This window comes from Edaphobacter sp., from assembly GCF_035763405.1.
In the GTDB taxonomy this organism is placed as follows: domain Bacteria; phylum Acidobacteriota; class Terriglobia; order Terriglobales; family Acidobacteriaceae; genus Edaphobacter.
The window spans coordinates 30,437-49,462 of the sequence record NZ_DASUBE010000071.1 but is presented as its reverse complement, the minus strand read 5'-3'; the positions used below and the strand labels follow the sequence as shown (position 1 = coordinate 49,462).

14 protein-coding genes are annotated in these 19,026 nt (G+C 60.0%); 4 read left to right on the top strand and 10 right to left on the bottom strand.

The window, feature by feature from the left end:
• Positions 1–63 precede the first annotated feature (63 nt).
• From VFU66_RS07220 to VFU66_RS07205, 4 genes are all read left to right on the top strand, one after another.
• Positions 64–3,603, top strand: coding sequence for a CRTAC1 family protein (locus VFU66_RS07220; protein ID WP_326445569.1), 3,540 nt, complete (start codon positions 64–66; stop codon positions 3,601–3,603).
• Positions 3,600–5,396, top strand: a complete 1,797-nt coding sequence (locus VFU66_RS07215; RefSeq protein ID WP_326445568.1) for a CRTAC1 family protein — start codon at positions 3,600–3,602, stop codon at positions 5,394–5,396. Before VFU66_RS07220 ends, VFU66_RS07215 begins: the two co-directional genes overlap by 4 nt.
• Positions 5,393–6,247: a hypothetical protein gene (locus tag VFU66_RS07210; protein WP_326445567.1), complete on the top strand. Its 855-nt coding sequence runs from the start codon at positions 5,393–5,395 to the stop codon at positions 6,245–6,247. Before VFU66_RS07215 ends, VFU66_RS07210 begins: the two co-directional genes overlap by 4 nt.
• 82 nt (positions 6,248–6,329) lie before the next feature.
• Positions 6,330–8,102, top strand: coding sequence for a CRTAC1 family protein (locus VFU66_RS07205; protein WP_326445566.1), 1,773 nt, complete (start codon positions 6,330–6,332; stop codon positions 8,100–8,102).
• Between the two features lie 110 nt (positions 8,103–8,212).
• On the opposite strand, the gene VFU66_RS07200 is transcribed toward VFU66_RS07205, so the two are convergent.
• From VFU66_RS07200 to VFU66_RS07155, 10 genes are all read right to left on the bottom strand, one after another.
• On the bottom strand, positions 8,213–9,757 hold the full coding sequence (locus tag VFU66_RS07200; protein WP_326445565.1) for an NAD(P)/FAD-dependent oxidoreductase: 1,545 nt from the start codon (positions 9,755–9,757) through the stop codon (positions 8,213–8,215).
• Positions 9,754–10,710, bottom strand: a complete 957-nt coding sequence (locus VFU66_RS07195; protein ID WP_326445564.1) for an archaeosine biosynthesis radical SAM protein RaSEA — start codon at positions 10,708–10,710, stop codon at positions 9,754–9,756. The genes VFU66_RS07200 and VFU66_RS07195 overlap by 4 nt, the downstream gene beginning before the upstream one ends.
• 256 nt (positions 10,711–10,966) lie before the next feature.
• The gene (locus tag VFU66_RS07190) at positions 10,967–12,286 is read right to left on the bottom strand and encodes an asparagine synthase-related protein (protein WP_326445563.1); all 1,320 of its coding nucleotides are present in this window, start codon (positions 12,284–12,286) and stop codon (positions 10,967–10,969) included.
• Between the two features lie 85 nt (positions 12,287–12,371).
• On the bottom strand, positions 12,372–13,982 hold the full coding sequence (locus VFU66_RS07185; RefSeq protein WP_326445562.1) for an arylsulfatase: 1,611 nt from the start codon (positions 13,980–13,982) through the stop codon (positions 12,372–12,374).
• 31 nt (positions 13,983–14,013) lie between these two features.
• A complete protein-coding gene (gene tdh / locus VFU66_RS07180) occupies positions 14,014–15,057 on the bottom strand; it encodes an L-threonine 3-dehydrogenase, zinc-binding type (RefSeq protein WP_326445561.1) in 1,044 nt (347 codons plus the stop codon).
• A gap of 91 nt (positions 15,058–15,148) precedes the next feature.
• Complete coding sequence (locus VFU66_RS07175; protein WP_326445560.1) at positions 15,149–15,913, bottom strand: DUF169 domain-containing protein; 765 nt, start codon at positions 15,911–15,913, stop codon at positions 15,149–15,151.
• 2 nt (positions 15,914–15,915) lie between these two features.
• Positions 15,916–16,239: a hypothetical protein gene (locus tag VFU66_RS07170; protein ID WP_326445559.1), complete on the bottom strand. Its 324-nt coding sequence runs from the start codon at positions 16,237–16,239 to the stop codon at positions 15,916–15,918.
• Positions 16,240–16,384: 145 nt separating this feature from the next.
• Positions 16,385–17,458, bottom strand: coding sequence for an ABC transporter substrate-binding protein (locus VFU66_RS07165; RefSeq protein WP_326445558.1), 1,074 nt, complete (start codon positions 17,456–17,458; stop codon positions 16,385–16,387).
• A complete protein-coding gene (locus VFU66_RS07160) occupies positions 17,448–18,230 on the bottom strand; it encodes an ABC transporter permease (protein WP_326445557.1) in 783 nt (260 codons plus the stop codon). Before VFU66_RS07160 ends, VFU66_RS07165 begins: the two co-directional genes overlap by 11 nt.
• Positions 18,227–19,024, bottom strand: coding sequence for an ABC transporter ATP-binding protein (locus VFU66_RS07155; RefSeq protein ID WP_326445556.1), 798 nt, complete (start codon positions 19,022–19,024; stop codon positions 18,227–18,229). The genes VFU66_RS07160 and VFU66_RS07155 overlap by 4 nt, the downstream gene beginning before the upstream one ends.
• Positions 19,025–19,026 lie beyond the last annotated feature (2 nt).

Genomic DNA, 19,026 nt, shown 5'->3' with positions numbered 1-19,026 from the left:
TGGAGGCCTATGTGTGCTCCGTGGCACTATCCTTAGATGGTTCACGCAATGGAAAGGCTGGAGATGGTTTCGCAGGCAGGAGGCTCCGTTGTGGCTGAGGGGCCGGTCGCAGCTTCGTCCGTGTCCGGGGTGCGCAGGCTTTGCCGTGGAGGCATGGCGGCTGTGCTCGGGATGGCAACGCTGCTGGCTGGGTGCCACAGGGGCCTGCCGTCCGCGTCGTCGAAGACGTACCGTGATTTTGTTTCGGCGTTTTACACCGGGCTGGGGGCGCTCGAGGTTGGCAACGATGCGCTGGCTGATCCGGAGTTGGAGAAGGCGACGCGGCTGGCCTCCGGCGAGCCGGCGGCGTGGGCAAACTGGGGGATTCTGGCGCTCAGGCAGCGCAACTTCGATCCGGCGGGCGAGCGGCTGGAGCGGGCGCGTTCTCTGGCGAAGGACAATGACACCATCTATTATTTGCTGGGGTTGGTGGAAGACGGTAAGGGCAACTCAGCCGGAGCGATTGCTGATCTTCGACGGGCGATTGCGCTCAATCCGAAGAACCTGATTGCTACGTATAAGCTGGCGGATGAGATTCAGCGTCAGGGCGATGCGGACAGCGATGCTCAGTTTGCGAAACTGGTGCAGCAGATTGCTGCTCAGCGGCCGGACAATCTTGCCGTTCTGCTGGAGCTTGCGCGGGTTTCAGCAAAGCAGGGGGACGGCGCTACGCTGCGCCAGACCGTGGACCGGATTCGCGCGCACGCTGACGGATGGCCCGCGCCGGTGATCGAGCAACTTGAAGCGGTTGAGGTTGCCGCTGCCGGAAACGACCCGAGGACGGCGGCGCTGAAGACGACGTTTCTGCGCAACGAGATGATGCAGCTTCCGCGCTTTCGGCAGGACCTTGCGGAGATCAAGCCTGCTCCGGGAGACGAGGCGCGGCCGTTCGCGCGCTTTCTGAGGCTGACGACGCCATCGTTTACGCCTGCGCCGGCGGATACGGCGATGATGTTCGAGCCGCAGCCGCTGCCTAATCCGGATAAGACAGCGTGGAATTGGATTGGGGCTGTCTCGCTGAGTGATAAGGGTGCGCCTACTGTGGTCGAGGCGAACGGCTCTGTGGTCCGGCTTGCTACTGGTGCGACGCTGCCGTTTCCCGGCGGTGCGGAGAAGGTTGCGCCCGGGCCCGAGGGGATTGTTCCCATCGACTTCAACTATGACTTCAAGACGGACCTGGTGTTTGCGGGCGCGGGCGGCGTGCGCTTCTTCCGGCAAGACAGTCCTGGGGCCTTTACTGATGTAACTGCTACGACGAAGCTGCCGAAGGCGGTGCTCGACGGGAGCTACACCGGCGCGTGGGCTGTGGATATTGAGGCCGACGGCGACCTGGATGTGGTGCTTGGTTCGGCGAACGGAGCGCCATCGGTTTTGAGAAACAACGGCGACGGGACGTTTACGCCGATTGCTCCATTTGCCGGAGTGAATGGCGTGCGTGAGTTTGTGTGGGCCGATCTGCATGGCGAGGGGAATCCAGACGCGAGCATGATCGACCCTGCGGGGCATTTGCACGTTTTCAGCAATGGGCGGCTGGGGCACTTTGTTGAAATCCCTGTGCCTGCGAGTGTGGGTGAGGTGAAGGCGATTGCTGCTGCGGATGCGAGTCACAATGGTGTGCTCGATCTGCTGGTGGTGCGGGCGGATGGGGCGATTCTGCGGCTTGCCTTGAAGGATGGCGGGAGCGGCTGGGATGTTGCGGAGCTTGCGCGTGTGCCGGATGCGGCGAACTTTCTTGCGGGTGAGGTGCGGCTTCATGCGGCGGACATGGACAACAATGGCGCCAATGATCTGGTGCTGGGGCGGGTGACTCCGGCGTCTGGACAGCCTGGGGCGCTGCTTTGGCTGGGCAAGGCGGACAGCAGCTTTGAGCCTGTTGAGAAGGTTGCCGCATCGGCTGCGATCTACGACGATGCGGACCTCAGCAGTAGCGGGAGGCTTGACCTGCTCGGCATTGCGGATGGGGAGCTGGTGCGGTATGCCAATCACGGCGCGAAGAATTATCACTGGCAGATTGTGCGTCCGCGTGCGGCGCAAGCGACGGGCGACCAGCGCATCAACTCGTTTGGCGTGGGCGGCGAGATTGAGATTCGCTCCGGTTTGCTGGTGCAGATGCAGCCCATTACCGGCCCCGAGATGCACTTCGGGTTGGGCGAGCAGACGGGCGTGGATGTCGCGCGCATTCTGTGGCCGAATGGCACGGCGCGAGCTGAGTTTTCAATGAAGGCTGATCAGGAGGTTGTCACGGAGCAGAGGCTGAAAGGATCGTGTCCGTTTCTGTTTGCGTACAACGGGCACAGCGTGGAGTTTGTGAAGGATGCTGTGCCGTGGGGTTCGGCGATTGGGTTGCGGATCAACAATCTGGGGACGGCGAGCATTGCAGCGACGACGGAGTGGTACAAGATTCCACGCGAAGACCTGGCCCCACGTGATGGGTACTACGATCTGCGCATCACGGGCGAGTTGTGGGAGACGTACTACTACGATTACTTCGGCATGATGGTGGTGGACCATCCGGCGAGCACGAATGTCTTTACGGACGAGCGATTTCAGGTGCCTGCGGTGAAGCCAGCGATTACGGCGGTGGGGCCGCTGCATAAGATTGTCAGCGCGGTGGACAACGAGGGGCACGATGTGACGGATGTTGTGCGCGATCAGGACAATCGCTATCTCGATACGTTTGGGCGCGGGCAGTATCAGGGCGTGACGCGCGACCACTATGTCGAGGTCAATCTTGGCGACGATGTCCCGAAGGGGCCGCTGTATCTGATTGCGCGCGGGTGGCTGCATCCGTCGGATTCGTCGGTGAATGTGGCGATGGGCCAGGGAAGTCATGAGCAGCCACATCCGCTGAGCCTGGAAGTGCCGGATGGGCATGGCGGATGGATGGTGGCTCGGGCTAATCTCGGATTTCCTGCGGGAAGGAAGAAGATTTGTTTGTTCGATTTGACTGGGCTGTTTCGTCGCAGTGTTCCGCATAAGGTACGGTTGCGGACTAATCTTGAGATTTACTGGGACTCGATTGAGTGGGCGCAGGGTTTGCCGGAGACTCCGTTGAAGATTACGCTGCTTGCTCCTGAGGTGGCGAATCTGCACTATCGCGGCTACTCGGTCGTTCGTCAGGCAAATGCATCTTCGCCGGAGATCCCGGATTACAACGAGCTTTCGGGTGCGCGGCATCCGTGGCGGGATCTTGAAGGCTACTACACGCGCTATGGCGATGTGCGCGAGCTGCTGGCGAAGGTGGATGACCGTTATGTGATTATGAATGCGGGCGATGAGATGTCGTTTCGGTTTGCCGTGCCGTCGGCACCGCCTGCTGGCTGGGTGCGCGACTACGTGATTGCGGGCGACGGCTGGGTGAAGGATGGGGACTACAACTCGATGGACTCGAAGACAGTGCTGCCGCTGCCGCACCACAGCAGGACGGTCTATAGTACGCCGCCGGGAAGGCTTGAGGATGAGTGGACATATCGGCATCATCCGGCGGATTGGGAGACTTACCAAACACGGTATGTGACGCCTGCGCCTTTTGAAGAGGCGCTGCGAAATGGGGCGGCACGATGAAGCATGGGCCTTTTGCACGAGCGGTGCTTGCATTGTTTTTTGTAGGGTTGCTAATGGTCCCGTCGGTCTTTCGCAGGATCGCGGCGGACAGGCAATCGGCGAAGACTCGGCTGGATACGAAGGAGTCGCTGGCGCGGCATGGATTTTATTTGCAGGAGGTTTCGAAGGCTGCAGGCGTGGACTTTGTGCACGAGGGGCCGACGCTCGATCCGAAGTTGAAGGAGATTATGCCAGAGGTCGCGTCGATGGGTGCTTCGGTGTCGATAGTTGATTTCGACCGCGATGGCTGGCCAGACATTTATGTGACCAACAGCAAGATCGGCAGTAAAAATGCGCTTTATCGCAACATGCACGATGGCACGTTCAAGGACGTGGCGAGCGAGATGGGCGTGGCGGACGTGAATAAGCTGGGCACTGGCGTTTCGATGGGTGCGGTATGGGGCGACTATGACAACGATGGGTACGAAGATCTGCTACTGATCAAGTGGGGCAAGCCGGAGTTGTTTCATAATGATCACGGACATGGGTTCACGCGCGTGACGGAGCAGGCAGGACTGCCAAAGTGGATCAATGCGAATACGGCGATATGGTTTGACTACGACGGCGATGGGCTGCTGGACCTTTTTATCGGTGGGTACTATCCGGAGGACGTTGACCTGTGGCACCTGACCACGACGAAGATTATGCCTGACAGCTTCGAGTACGCGAAGAATGGCGGGCGTAAATATCTGTTTCACAACCTGGGCAATGGCAAGTTTGAAGAGGTGAGCGCGAAGGTCGGGATTGACAGCAGGCGTTGGGCGCTGGCCGCCGGTGCTGCCGACCTGCGCGGCACCGGGCATCAGGACTTATTTATTGCCAATGATTATGGGGTCTCGGAGCTTTATCTGAACGATGGCAAGAGGTTTCACGAGGTGGGCGAGGAGACGGGGATTGGGTTTTCGCCGAAGAGTGGAATGAATGTTGCGTTTGGCGACATTATGAATCAGGGGAAGTATTCGGTGTATGTGTCGAATATCTCGGAGGAAGGAGTGCTCATTCAGGGAAACAACCTGTGGGTGCCGGAGGATGGCACGCCTGCGGGCACGATCAAGTATCAGAACCTTGCACGCGATATGGGTGTGGAGTTGGGTGGTTGGAGCTTTGGCGCGCAGTTCGGAGACTTGAATAATGATGGCAATCTCGATCTGTATCTGACGAACGGGTATGTTTCGCTCGACCGGAATCGCAGTTACTGGTATGACTTTTCGAAGGTCTCGGGCGGGAACAGCACGATCATCGGCGACGCGAAGAATTGGCCGGCGATGGATGGGCGGAGTCTTTCGGGGTATCAGACCAAGCGTGTGTGGCTGAACGATGGAGCGGGGCGGTTTGTGGATGTCGCGCAGGCGGTTGGCGTGACGGACACCTACGACGGGCGCGCGGTGGCGCTGGCTGATCTGTGGAACACAGGCGCGTTGGATGTAGTGGTAGCGACCGAGCGCGGGCCGCTGCTGATTTATAAGAACACAGTGGACCCAGCCGATCAGTGGATTGAGTTTCAACTGGAGGGGACGAAGAGCAACCGTAGCGCGATTGGGGCCGAGTTGACGCTCTACTGGGATGGCAAGGAGCAGATACAGGAGGTCTCGGGCGGCTGCGGATTTGCCGCGCAGAACGATCGGCGGCTGCACTTCGGTTTGGGGAAAAATCCGAAGATCGAGAAGGCCGTGATTCGCTGGCCTTCAGGGAAGGTCCAGACCGTTGATGAATTGAAGCCGGACGAGTTGTACACGGTGAAGGAGCCGCTGTGAACGAGCAGATTGCTGCGCCAAACATTGCGCTGGAGAATCCGCGTGGCGGGAACAGGCTGCTTGCGTTGCTCGACAGCAGGTATACGCCTCCGGTGTTCATCACGCTCATTCTGCTTGCCGGGCATTTGTCGTTCGGGATGCTGGAGAGCTACCAGAAGACGCTGCTGGCGATTGCGGCGAGCATCGCTACGGAACTGGTGTTGAGCCGTTTTTTTATGGGCAAATGGCCGCATCTGGCGAGTGCCTATATTACCGGTATCAGTGTGGGGATTCTGGTGCGGTCGCCGGCGTACTGGCCGTTTGCGCTGGGCGCGATGATCTCGATTACGTCGAAGTATGTGCTGCGCTACAAAGGACGCCACCTGTGGAACCCATCCAACCTTGGCATCTCGGCGCTGCTGTTTCTCGCGGGCGATATAGTGGCGAGCCTCAGCATTCAGTGGGGGAATTTTCTGCTGCCGCTGCTGGTGATCTGGGCGCTGGGCGCGGTGATTATCTGGCGGCTCAGGCGCTTTCATATCACGGGAACGTATGTGGTTTTCTTCCTACTGTTTGCGGTGCTGCGGAGCTGGATTACGGGGAGTCCGGTGCTGTCGGAGATCTCTCCGATTACCGGTCCCGAGTACCAGCTTTTTATCTTCTTCATGATTACGGACCCGAAGACGACCGTGAAGAGCAGGAGGGGGCAATGCGCGGTCGCGTTTGCAGTGGCGCTGGTTGAGATGGTGATGCGATTGGATCGCGTGATTTATGCGCCGTTCTATGCGCTGTTTTTCGTTGGCCCTATCGCGTTGCTGGTTGAGATGTGGTGGCAGTCGAGGCGGGTACAGGTGGCTGCGGCAACGGCATGAAGGGTCTCGTCAGGATCGGAACATTCAACGAAGGTGGACGACGCAGGTGATGGCAAGACGCAGAGCAGAAGTGGGTTTTTGTTTGTTGATCCTGATTGCGTGCGGCGGATGCAGGCAGAAGACGGCTGCGCCGGTCGGCGAAACGGCGCTACCTGCGGCATCTGCGAAGGTCGCTCAGTCGCCGGCAAGCACGGCTGCTGAGCCAGTGGAGCAGCGTCCATCCGGCCCGATCCAGTTCACCGACATTACGGCGAAGGCGGGCATTCACTTTACCCACAACAGTGGCGCGTTCGGGAAGAAATATCTTCCAGAGACGATGGGCAGCGGCGTGTGTTTTATCGACTACGACCGTGATGGACTACAGGACATCTTCCTCGTCAACTCGATGGACTGGCCCGATCATAAGACGCGCACGTCGTATCCTGCGCTTTATCACAATAACGGAGACGGCACCTTTACCGATGTGACGCGCAAGGCAGGGCTCGATGTCGAGATGTATGGCATGGGTTGTGCGGTGGGCGACTTCGACAACGATGGATATGACGATCTGTACGTTACCGCAGTTGGCAAGAACCATTTGTTTCGAAACCTGGGCAATGGCAGATTTTCGGATGTGACGGCGAAGGCTCGAGTTGCCGATCCCGGTTTTTCGACGAGCGCGATTTGGTTTGACTATGACAACGATGGCAAGCTCGATCTTTTTGTCTCGCACTATGTTGATTGGGCAGAGGCGAAGGACCAGTTTTGTTCGCTGGACAACAAGAATAAGTCGTACTGCACGCCGCAGGCTTACAAAGGGCAGAGTGTGACGCTATTCCACAATCTTGGGCATGGTGTGTTTCAGGACGTAACGAAGAAGGCCGGTTTGTACGACCCGACGAGCAAGTCGCTGGGGATTGCTACGTTGGACTTCGATCATGACGGCTGGATGGACCTGCTGGTCGCCAACGACACAGAACCGGACAAACTCTATCGCAACAACCACAATGGCACGTTTACCGATATGGGCGTCGCTGCGGGAATCGCGTATGGCGAGTCGGGCGCGACGCGCGCGGGCATGGGTGTGGATGCTGGAGACTTCGATCATTCGGGACGGCAGGGGTTGGTGATTGGCAACTTTACGAATGAAGGGTTGGCACTGTATCGCAACGCAGGTGACGGGCTCTTTCAGGATGTGTCGGTGGCTTCGGGAGTGGCCACGCCCTCGCTGAAGTCGCTGACGTTCGGGACGTTTTTCTTCGATTACGATCTGGATGGTTCGCTGGATCTTTTTGCTGCGAACGGTCACGTGGCCGACGACATCAGTGTGACGCAGCCTTCGCTGAAGTATGCAGAACCGCCGCTTCTGTTTCACAACAATGGGCGCGGCAGATTTGAAGATGTGATTTCGCACGTGGGCAAGGCGCTTGGGCGTCCACTGGTTGCGCGGGGCGCGGCGTATGCAGACATTGATAACGATGGCGATCTGGATTTGGTTGTGACGACGAGTAATGGCCCGGTTCATCTGTTCAGGAACGACAACGGCAACAAGAACGATATGCTGCGTGTGAAGCTGGTGGGTTCGCGGTCGAATCGCGACGGCATTGGCGCGAAGGTGACGCTGACGACGAATCGTGGGCTGCGGCAGTTCGCTATGGTGAAGAGTGGGTCGAGCTATCTTTCGCAGAGTGAACTGCCCCTGACGTTTGGGTTGGGCAAGCCGGAGGGCGGCACTGTGTTGAAGCTCGAAATTATATGGCCCAGCGGGCGGAGAGAGTCCATCCAAGGCATCAAGCCGGATCAGTTCCTGACTGTTGAGGAGGGGAAGGGCATCGTTTCGGCTAAGCCGATAGTCTTTACTCCTCTTGCAAAGTAGGCGCTTGTCTGAGAAGACTTCTGTGAAGACTTGTGCTGCCATTAGAAAATGCGGTGGTTCTTACCCGTTGGCGTTGCTCGGGGCCAGAAGGACGGCGTGAGTCTGTAGGCCTAAAAACCGCAACGTTCGAGGAGTTTACGCATGTCTTCCGGAGTGGCTTGAAGTTTGGGGGCGGCTTCGATGAGGTCTCGTGGGTCTACGGGATACCAGTTTCGTCGGCTGTGGTTGCCTAGGCCCGCTACGTTGAAGGGTTCGATCATGCGGAGGATGTCTTCAGAAAGTTCGTGTGCCTGATCTTTGGTGTGCAGATGCAGAGCGCGTTGGCAGAGCCTGGCGCAGGCTGGGCCGAACGTGGAGTTGTCATGGAGTAAGAACGACGGGGCAAGCCCGGATTTGCCTAGACGTCGGGCGGTCTCGGTGAAGCTGACGGCGGCGAAGTAGAGCAGCGACAATGAGATGAAGGTAGGGAAGTTGTCGAGATTCGTGTAGAGCGCGGCGATGATGCGCGCGGCAGCGAGGAGATCGGCTTCGGTTTTGGCGGCGTAGGCTGCAAGCTGAGATTCGAGTTCTGGAGATTTCCAGCTTTGCTCGATGATTTCGGCGATGCGGCCGATGCCGAGCAGGGTGAGCGGGAAGCCGGTGGAGAGGAGTGGGTCCACGAAACCTGCGGCGGAGGGAAGCAGTGCCCAGCGTTTGCCTGAGATGGCGTCGCTGAGGAATGAGATGCGCGGGATGTGGCTGAAGGGTTGGGTGGGTTTTGCATTTGTGAATTGCCGTTGGAGCGCCGGGATGTGTTCCAGGATGCAATGCCACGCGGCGGCGCCTTCGCTGAGGTTGTATTGCGCAGCGGAGATGTCGGTTGCGGCAATGCCTGCGCTGGTGATGCCGTTGTTGAATTGGAGGACCCAGATCCAGCCGCCATCGAAGACGTGATGAACCGCTGCGCTGTCTACTGGGTACGGCGGCGTATCTTGCTGAGGGAGTTGCGATTCGAGTTTGTCTACGCCGGAGAAATGGCTGTAAAGGGCCTGCGTCTGCGGAAAGTCGGGGAGCAGCTTTTCGCTGAGGTTGAGTGCGCGATGGAGAAAGCCGCGCGGGCCGGAGGCATCGATGAGAAAATTGGCGTTGATCTGTAGCGGCTTGCCGTGGCGCGTGGCTTGGAGATGGATTGCGTCTGCTGAATCGGTGATGGCGGTGATGCGCGTTTCGTCGAAGTACTCGACCCCGAGGTTTTGGGCTTCGCGGACGAGGAAGTGGTCGAAGTCGGCGCGGTACCAGTGTGTGTCGGCGATGTGGTCATGAGGACTGGCGGCGACGAGGAGTTGATGCTTGCGATCTGGGGGAAACGGAGTTGGGTGGTCGAGGTTGTGATGGTAGAAGGTGAATCCGCGCTTGAGGCCGCAGGCTACTTCGGAATGCGCGGCCTGCCAGGTTCCCCACTTGCAGAGCGGGCGGATGGCAGGGAGGTCATAGCGGGTGGCGAGTTCTTCGAGCAGGAGGTTGGCGAGGGGCGTAGAGGACTCGCCGATGACAACGCGAGGGTGCGCACCGCGTTCGATGAGAATGACGGAGTGGCCGAGGCGACGAGCGATCATGGCGAGCAGCGAGCCGCTGAAGCCGGAGCCGACGATGGCGAGGTCGTAGTGCCGGTTCACGAGCGCGCCTCGCAGACGTTGCAGTGAATCGGAGGGAGTAGCTTCTGTTCGAGGTTCATCCTCCGGAGGCGTTCGATGCGTGGAGGGCCGCAGTTCGCGCAGGTTGGTTGAATGTCCCAGAGGTCGGTGAAGACGCGGCCTCGGTTGATGGTGAGGCCGTAGACTGCGGCGGCTTCGAGTGTGGCGAGTTTTGGCGGAGTGAATTCGTTGGTGGCTTGTAGGTGCTCTATCGCGCCGTTGCCTCCGCGCGTGGGGATGAGCGTGGCGGCGGTGGCGCCGGAATCGAAGGCGAAGTCGAGCGAGCGGGCGGCCCACTCGACAGATTCCTCTTCGCGCATGAAGGGCGGCTGGACGAGGATGAAGACGCGGAGTGCAATTTTGTTTTGTTGGAGGAAGTCTGCTGCGCGTTTGAACTGGTCGAGCGTCATGCGCTTGTTAAGTTGCGCGAGGACCTGTGGGTGGGCGGTTTCGAGGCCCATTGCTATTTCGAGTTGGCCGTCGATTTTGTTTTTGAATGACAGGCAGGCTTGGTTGATGAGTGATGGGTGGCACTCGACGATGAGTCGATCGAACTTTGCCACAAGATTGGCGATGGGTGAGTGGTCTTCCGGCGGGATGGCGTGCGGGTCGAAGAAGCTGCCTGCGTTGTAGAGCTTGATGTGGCGGGCGGGCGGGAGCTGGCTGAGCGCACGTTTGATCTGTGCGGGTATGGCTCCGATGGGGACCGTTGTGGGGAGTGTGTTCTTCCAGAGATCGCACATGACGCAGCGGAAGGGGCACTCGCGGTTGGTGAGGAAGACGGTGGCTACGGGGACGATTTTGTTTTCGGCGGAGTACTCGTCTTCGACAAGGTAGGCGTAGGGGCGTTGCGGGTCGAGTGTGTTGCGTGCCGGTCGCTGTGTGACGATCCAGTGGTCGCGTTGCGCCGGGTTGGTTGGGTAGAGAGAGGACATGGGTCAGCGAGTCGGGATTACGAAGCTAAAAGCAGGTCCTCCCGCTTCGCGGAAGGAAGACAATAGGGAGTTGGCTGGTGGAGTGTGTCTTTCCCACCCATCGCATGAAGCGGCGATGAATGGGCAGCCGGAGGTTGTTGGCTGGATGAGAGGGAGATTCCTCCGCTGCGCTGCGGAATGGAAATATAAAAAACTGCGGAATGGAAATGCAAAAGGGCTGCGAGATAGAAATGCGTTGAAGGCCTCCATAGCCGGCTTATTGGTAGAGCGAGAGGAACTGTCTGCGGTACTCGGCCTCGCGGTGTGGAAGGCGCTGGCGTAGTGCGTCTTCGGGGAGTGCGCCGTGCTGGAAGCGGCGCTTAGGGAAGACAGGCATTTTGATTCCGGTAATGGAGGCGACGCCGCGTGAGACGATCTCGCCCTTGAGTTCGTAGAGGCGTGGGACGTTGTATTCGGTGAGGTCGATGAAAGGAATTGCTTCCGCAACCGCGATGACGTTGGGGCGGGTGAAGGGGCTGAAGCCCTGGAAACCGAAGTGGTGCGCTGGTGCGTAGGTGCGAGTATAGGAGCGGCTGAGGCCGCCCGAGTAGGTGAGCGAGTGCTTGATTTTGCCGACACCCCAGCCTTCCTGGTAGAGCATTTGATTGTGGATGACGCTGGTGATAGTGAGCTCGGGGTTCTCTTCGATGGGATAGTCCTTGAGGTTCTCGTCGCCGCCATCGCCGTCGATGAGGTGCAGCCAGTTGGGGTAGCGGGCGCGGATTCCGCGGCAGAGGGCGAGCGCCATGGTTGCCGATTCGATGTCGAGGGGCTTGTAGTCTTCGGTGATGCGGATGGTCTCGGCTGGATTGAGCGTGGCGGGATCGGCTTCGATGGGTTCGAGGAAGAGTTCGAGGTCGAGCTGTTTGAGGAAGGCGCGTGCCTGCTGGAGGTCGGGGCCGTTGCCGAGGTCGAGCGTGAAGGCCTTGAGACGCGCGGGGTTCATGCCGAGCTTTCGCATGACATGATACGTGGTGAGGAAGATGCTGCCGCTGTCGATGCCTCCGGAGAACGCGACGGCGATGGGTTCGGAGGTGGGGATGCGCTGGAGCCACTGAGCGATCTCTTCGGCGAGCGCAGAGATGTAAGCGTGGCCGATGGTGTCGAGGTTGGGCGGTAGCGTGGCGGAGGTTGGCGCAAAGAAGCGCGTGTAGACGGGGTCGGGATCGGGGCAGCCGATGAGTTGGAGATCGACGATGTGGTGTGCGGGCACCATGCGGGTGTAGCTGGGATGGAACTGTGCGTCGAGGCCTTTGGAACGGAGCCAGTTGTAGATGGTGTCGATGCGTGAGGCGACGATGAGCGCGGGGCCTTCGGCGCGTTTGGCGAGGAAGTAGCGCATGGGGCGGTCGAGCGAGCGGGCCATGCGGACGGTCTTGCCGGATTTGGCGAGCAGCGCGAAGGAGCCTTGGATGCCGCGGACGGCTTCGGCGGGCTGGCTGAAGAGAAGCGCGCGGGCTTCGTCGAGGGTCAGGTTATAGAGTCGGTTGGCTTCGGGATCGAGAAGATCGACGACGCGTTCGATGTAGTGATTCATGGGCGGTTCCTCGACTGTGCCAGTCAAGTTTACCAAGTGTTCGCAGGCGGTTCATGAGCGGGAATCCGGCGCAGGAGGCTGTGTGTCAGGCTCCCCAGGCAATCTTCGGAACCAGATGTTCGGGCGCGAGGTAGCCGGGGAAGTTTGGCGATAGCAACATACCGTGCGGTCTGGGGACGAGTTTTCCGTTGCTGACCCACTCGGTGCCGCGCTCTTCGAGATGGGCCACGAGGCGCTCTCTCCACAGCTTCAGTTGCGGTGCATGTTCCTCCGAAGCGGCAAGGTCTTTGAGTTCGTGGGGGTCGTTTTCCAGATGGAAGAGTTGCTCGTCACCGTGGAGCGCGTGATAGAGATACTTCCATCGCCCGTCGGTGAGTCCGTTCCAATGGATCTCGGGGCCGTAGCAGATGTTGTGTTCGAGGTCGATGTACTCGCGCCAGCCTTCGCCCCTGGAGCGAACAAGTTGCAGCAGGCTCTTTCCTTCGATGCTTTCGGGGATGGAAGCGCCTGCGGCGTCGAGAAAGGTGGGTAGGACGTCCCGGAGTTCTACGGGGTTGGGAATGACCTGCCCTGCGGCGCCCAGGCCCATGCCGGAGGGCGGCCGCATGATCATGGGAACGTGTGCGGACTGCTCGTAGCCATATCCCTTCCGCCAGAGATTCTGGTCGCCCAGCATGTCGCCGTGGTCGGAGATGAAGAGGATCAGCGTCTCGTCGAGAAGCTTGCGCTTTTCGAGTACTTCGAGAATGCGGCCTATCTGCTCATCCACGAAGCTGACGGAGCCGTAGTAGCCCTGGCGCGAGCGGCGGACTTCGTCTGCGGGCAGTTTTCCATGCCAGAGCTCGTTGCCTGGTCCGCTGCGTTGTTCGAATCGGCTGGCCCAATCGGCGACCTGTGGTTCGGGCAGTGGAGTGTCTTCGTACATCTTGAAGAATCGCTGCGGGGCGTCGTAGGGGCTGTGCGGACGAATGAAGCTCACCTTTAGAAAGAAGGGCTCGGTCCGCTCATAACTCTGGAGAAAGCGGACTGCGGTTTCGCCGGTCCAGTGGGTGGCGTGCATCTCTTCTGGGAAGGCGAACGGCACGCCACGATGGTCGTTCCAGCTCAGGCCAGTTGCGTGTGGGTCTTTATCGGGCATCTGCGACCAGAACCATGCCTCGTAGTCGCATCGCGCCTCCCAGGAGGATTCGTGCTGGGGCTGTTCGCTGTGGAACCAGTAACTGCAATGCTCGTCGGTGATGAGGTGGTGGTAGCCGTGGGGATTGCGGATGGGATAGTAGTGGTTCTTGCCGATGGATGTAGTGTAGTAGCCGGCAGCTGCCATTGACGTGGCCTTTTCGACAGGATAGGGCCGCGAAGCCATGTGTCCATAACCAAGCAAGCCATTGCGCCAAGGGCCCATCCCTGTGAGCAGTGCGCTACGCGCGGGCGTGCAGGTGGGCGTACAGGAATACGCCGATTGAAAGCGGATGCCTTCGCCGGCGAGGCGGTCCAGATTGGGAGTATGGATGTGGGGATTGCCATAGGCCCCGAGGCAATCGACCCTCCACTGATCGCCCATCAGGAGCAGAATGTTAGGGCGGTCGCGCTTGACGGTGTTCACGCTGTATTGCGCTGCGGGCGGCTGGCTGTTGCCCTTGAGTCTACTGCCAACGATGGCAGCGCCTCCGAGACCTACAAAGCTGCGTCGATTCATCCGTCATACTCCCTATTACGGCGATTCAAATTCACCGGCCCGCGCTCTGCCAGTCGAGGACGACCTTGCCGGAGTTGCCGGAGCGCATGGCGTCGAAGCCCTTTTCGTACTCGTTCCATGGCATCCGGTGCGTGATGACTTTGCCGATGTCGAGGCCTGATTGCAGCATCACGGTCATCTTGTACCAGGTCTCGTACATCTCGCGCCCGTAGATGCCGCGAAGGGTGAACTGGTTGAAGATGACCTTGCTCCAGTCGATGGACATTTCGGAAGGTGAGGGGATGCCGAGCATGGCGACCTTCGCGCCATGGCTGAGATTGGAGAGCATGTCTCGAAATGCTGTGGCGTTGCCGGACATCTCAAGCCCGATGTCGAAGCCTTCCAGCATCCCGAGCTTTTTCTGCGCGTCGCCGAGTGTGGTCTCGCGTGGGTTGATCGCGAGTGTTACGTTGGCTGCGGTGCGCGCGAGTTCGAGCCGGTATGGGTTCAGGTCGGTAATGACGACATGGCGCGCGCCAGCGTGTTTGGCGACTGCGGCGGCCATGATGCCGATGGGGCCTGCGCCTGTTACGAGAACGTCTTCGCCCAGGACGGGAAACGCGAGCGCAGTGTGGACGGCGTTTCCAAAGGGATCAAAGATCGCCGCGACATCGAGCGGGATGTCGGGCGTGTGCCGCCAGATGTTGGTCATGGGGAGCACAATATATTCCGCGAAGGCACCGGCGCGGTTGACGCCGACGCCCTGGGTGTGGGCGCAGAGATGGCGGCGTCCGGCGAGGCAGTTGCGGCAGCGTCCGCAGACGACATGACCTTCCCCACTGACACGGTCGCCGGGATGAAAGTCGGCGACGTTGGAGCCTACTTCGACGATCTCGCCGACGAACTCGTGGCCGATGACGAGCGGGACGGGGATGGTCTTCTGCGCCCAGGAATCCCACTCGTAGATGTGGAGGTCCGTTCCGCATATGCCGGTGGCGAGCACACGAATTTTGACGTCGTTGATGCCTACCTGAGGTTCTGGTACGTCTTCAATCCAGAGGCCGCGTTCTGCACGGGATTTTACAAGGGCTTTCACATTTCACCTCACATTGGAACAATACAAAACATTCTCAAACAATGCAAAAGGAAATATGAATTGCCTTGAACCTACCTAAAGGCTGCGGTGATTATGAAATGGCTGCCAGCGATTCCTTGATGGTGGGGAATTGGCCGGACTCGACGGCAGAGCGGCGGATCTGGTGGAAGCCAGCGAGGATGTGATTGGCCTTGGCGAGTGCTTCGATGCGTTTGGCGTAGGCTTCGAGCTTTGGGCCCGGAATGGCGAAAAGGGCGACGCCGTCGGTGAGGGTGTCGAGATAGGCGCGCGCTCCGCAGCAACCGAGGCTGAGCGCGGCGCGGCCGGTGTTGATGACCTGCGGGACAACGGCGCAGGCAGGTCGGCCCAGGGCGGGCGGGTTGCCGGATTCGACCTGCTGGGCAGCTTCGGTGAGGATGAGGGTCTGGCCGGCATTGACGAAGAGGAGGACGACGTCTGGTGGGAGCGGCGTTTCGGCGAGCGGGCTGTAGAGGATGTGCTTCGATTGCGATTTCAGTGCGGGAATCTGCGCAAGGTCCTGCTCGGTGACATAGCCGAGGTCGTTGAGCACCTTGAGGGTGTCGGCGAGGTCGGTGTGTGTGTTCGCCGACATGGGCAGGTTGTGCGTATAGCAGCCAATGGCGCAGAGCGCGTGGTCTTCTGCTGAGGTGGCGAAGACGCTGGAGGTAGCGTCCTGCCAGAAGCGGCAGCCTGCGGGAGCCTGTGTGGTACGTCTGGAGATACCGGCGGGGACGGCGTCGGCGAAGGAGATGGCGATGGGCGGCTGGAGGAGTTCGAGCGCATCGTTGAGCAGATAGGCGAGATTTGCGTAGTGCTCCGTGTGAGTGGCGTGCATGGTTATCCTTGTATGCTCTTGTGATTTTCGATTGGAGATTGTTCGCTGGCAGTGAAACCCATCTCAGCGATGAGCGACTGGATGGTGGTTGTGGTGATGACTTTGGGCTCGTACTCGATGGTGGTGATGGCTTCGGGGTAGGTGGAGTGCGAGCGCAGAATGCCCTTGTTGCGGCGAAGCATCACGTCGAGGCCGACGGCGCAGGTGACGCAGGAGAAGCCCTTGATCTTGTAGGTGACGGTTTGGGCTTTGGCTTCGGTGCAGCCGGTGGCGAGCGTGCCTGCTCCGGCGAAGGTGAGGAGTTGGAGGAAGTTTCGGCGGATCACGGGTGGCTCCTTATGTCCGGGTCTGTGTTGGCGGTTCCGAACGGAGAATGTCTTGCCGCTACGGGAAAATGCGGGGATTCTTCGCTGCACTCAGAATGACAAGTGAACAAATCGCGGGTTCTCGGCAGGACAATCATTCGCGTACCTATTTTGCGGTGGCGGAGCCGGCCTGGTACTTCCAGGCGGTCTCGCGGCTGGCGTGGTCGGAGAAGCTGGTGTCGGTGTATTCGGAGAAATCGATCTTTTTCTTGAGGACTCCGGTTTCAATCATGAGGTCGCGGACCATGTCGAAGTCGGCCTTGCGTGGGGCGAGCGGGCTGTAGGTGACGCGGTCCATGGGTTTGGTGAGCGCCCAGCGGAGGAGCGCGGGCTTCTGGTTGTAGTAGAAGCGACCTACGAAGTCGGCGGCGTCTTCGCGGTTGGGCTTGCTCTTGTCGAGCCAGAGGCCGGAGCGGGCGATGCCGTCGACGAGGACCTGCACGGCTTCGGGGTTGTGGTCGATAAGGTCCTGACGAACGACGAGGATGCAGGACATGTAATCGGGCCAGTAGTCGCGGGCCTGGAAGAGGATGCGGCCGTAGCCGGCCATCTCGGCTTGCGAGGGGAAGGGTTCGCCCATGACGAAGCCGTCGATGGCACCGGCGGCGAGCGCACCGGAGACGTCGGGAGGGGCCATCTCGACCATGTGGATGCTGTCGGGCGGCATGTGCCAGACTTTCATGGCGCGAAAGAGGATGAGGCGCTCGTCGGAGAAGCGGCTGGGGATGGCGACGGTGCGGCCCTTGAGATCAGCGAAGGCTTTGATGGGACCGTTTTTGCTAACGACCATCGCGCTGCCGTAGCGATGGCCGAGATAGACGACTTTGATGGGCACGCCCTGCGCCTTGAGTGCGATGGCCATGGGTGCGACGATGAAGGCGGCTTGCACTTTATTTGAGATGAGCGCTTCTTTCATCTCGGGGAAGCCCTGGAACATGCGCGGGAGAAAGAGTTCGCCGTTCTCGGAGTATTTGGAGATGTAGTCGGTGACGGGGCAGGTGAGCTGGCAGGTGACGGGAAGGTAGGCGACGATGATTTTGCGTTTAGCTTCGGGGCGGTAGTCGTTGAGCACGGCGGCCCAGTTGACGTTGAGCCAGGCGTGCAGGCCGGTGATGACGATGAGCCACGCGGCAGCGGAGAGGAGGAGGATTTTTTTGAGGGACCAGCTTTTAAGAGGCATTGCGGAACCCCCAGCGGACGGATTTGATACGTTCGAGGCGGCGGAAGGCGAGGTCGAGGATAAGGCCGATGACGCCGATGAGCAGCATGGCGGCGACGACGAGGTCGTAACGCTTGCCGGAGTTGCGCGAATCGATGATGAGATAGCCGAGGCCGGAGTCTACGGCGATCATCTCTGCGGCAACGACGACCAGCCAGGCGATGCCGAGCGCGATGCGCAGGCCGATGAGGATCTGCGGAAGCGCGGCGGGGAAGATGACTTTGCGGAGAAGCTCGGCGGGCGTGAGGCCGAAGTTGCGGCCAGCGCGACGGTACATGGCTGGGACGTTGGAAACTCCGTTGATACACGCGACCACGATGGGAAAGTATGCGCCGAGGAAGATGAGGAAGATGGCCGCGTCGTCGCCGACGCCGAAGAGGATGATGGAAACGGGGATCCAGGCGATGGGGCTGATGGGCCGCAGGAGTTGCATGGTGGGGTTGACCACCTGATCGGCAGCGGGATACCAGCCGAGGGTGAGGCCGATAGGCACGCCGAGCAGAACGGCTGCACCGAAGCCGATGGCGACTCGGCGTAGCGAGTCGGCGATGTCTCCCCAGAGCACGTGTTGGTGGATGAGCTCGACCATGCCGCGTTCGACTTCGCGTGGTGAAGGGAAGATGCGCGTGTGGCTCCAGAGGACGGCGTAGTGCCATAGCGCGAGAAAGAGCGCGCAGGCGAGCAGGGGCCAGAAGTACTGCTCCCATTTTTTCGGAGTGGCGAGGGCGTTCATACTTTGTGGGCCAGTCCTATCTGCTGGAAGATGCCGTCGCGGAGTTCGAGGTAGCGCGGGTCACTGAGGTTGCGCGGGTGCGGGATGTCGATCTCGACAATCTGCTGGATGCTGGCTGGACGCGAGTTGAGGACGACGACGCGGTCGGCGAGCTGGACGGCCTCGTCGATGTCGTGGGTGACGAAGATGATGGTCTTACGCTCTGCCTCCCAGATGCGCAGGAGTTCGCCGCGCATGACGAGGCGCGTGATGGAGTCGAGCGCGCCGAAGGGCTCGTCGAGAAAGAGCATGTCGGGGTTGACGGCGAGGGCGCGGGCGACTTCGAGGCGCTGCTTCATGCCGCCGGAGAGTTCGTTGGGGTAGGACTGCTCGAAGCCTTCGAGGCCGACCATCTTGATGTAGTGGGTGATGCGGCGGGCGCGTTCGTCGCGCGGAAGTTTGGCGAGGCCGAAGCCGATGTTGCCTTCGACGGTGAGCCAGGGGAAGACGCCGCGCTCCTGAAAGACAAAGATGCGGCGAGCGTCAGGACCGGTGACGGGTTCGCCGTCGATGCGGATGGCTCCGCTGGTGGGCTGGAGGAAGCCCGCCATGGTGTTGAGCAGCGTTGATTTGCCGCAGCCGGATGGGCCGAGCAGGCAGATGAATTCACCTTCGCGGACTTCGAGGTTGATGTCTTCGAGTACGGGCGTGGTTTTGCCATCGCGGGTGAAGGTCATGTTGACGTGATCGACCGAGAGTTTGGTTGCGGTCATCGTCGGGGTGGCGTCTTCGGTGAAGGACATGGTGTATGGCATCG

Bases quoted from the DNA above. Each gene is read 5' to 3' on its own strand.
- VFU66_RS07220 (WP_326445569.1), top strand. From the start codon at position 64: ATGGTTTCGCAGGCAGGAGGCTCCGTTGTGGCTGAGGGGCCGGTCGCA.
- VFU66_RS07215 (WP_326445568.1), top strand. From the start codon at position 3,600: ATGAAGCATGGGCCTTTTGCACGAGCGGTGCTTGCATTGTTTTTTGTA.
- VFU66_RS07195 (WP_326445564.1), bottom strand. From the start codon at position 10,710: ATGTCCTCTCTCTACCCAACCAACCCGGCGCAACGCGACCACTGGATC.
- VFU66_RS07190 (WP_326445563.1), bottom strand. From the start codon at position 12,286: ATGAATCACTACATCGAACGCGTCGTCGATCTTCTCGATCCCGAAGCC.
- VFU66_RS07185 (WP_326445562.1), bottom strand. From the start codon at position 13,982: ATGAATCGACGCAGCTTTGTAGGTCTCGGAGGCGCTGCCATCGTTGGC.
- VFU66_RS07175 (WP_326445560.1), bottom strand. From the start codon at position 15,913: ATGCACGCCACTCACACGGAGCACTACGCAAATCTCGCCTATCTGCTC.
- VFU66_RS07165 (WP_326445558.1), bottom strand. From the start codon at position 17,458: ATGCCTCTTAAAAGCTGGTCCCTCAAAAAAATCCTCCTCCTCTCCGCT.
- VFU66_RS07160 (WP_326445557.1), bottom strand. From the start codon at position 18,230: ATGAACGCCCTCGCCACTCCGAAAAAATGGGAGCAGTACTTCTGGCCC.
- VFU66_RS07155 (WP_326445556.1), bottom strand. From the start codon at position 19,024: ATGCCATACACCATGTCCTTCACCGAAGACGCCACCCCGACGATGACC.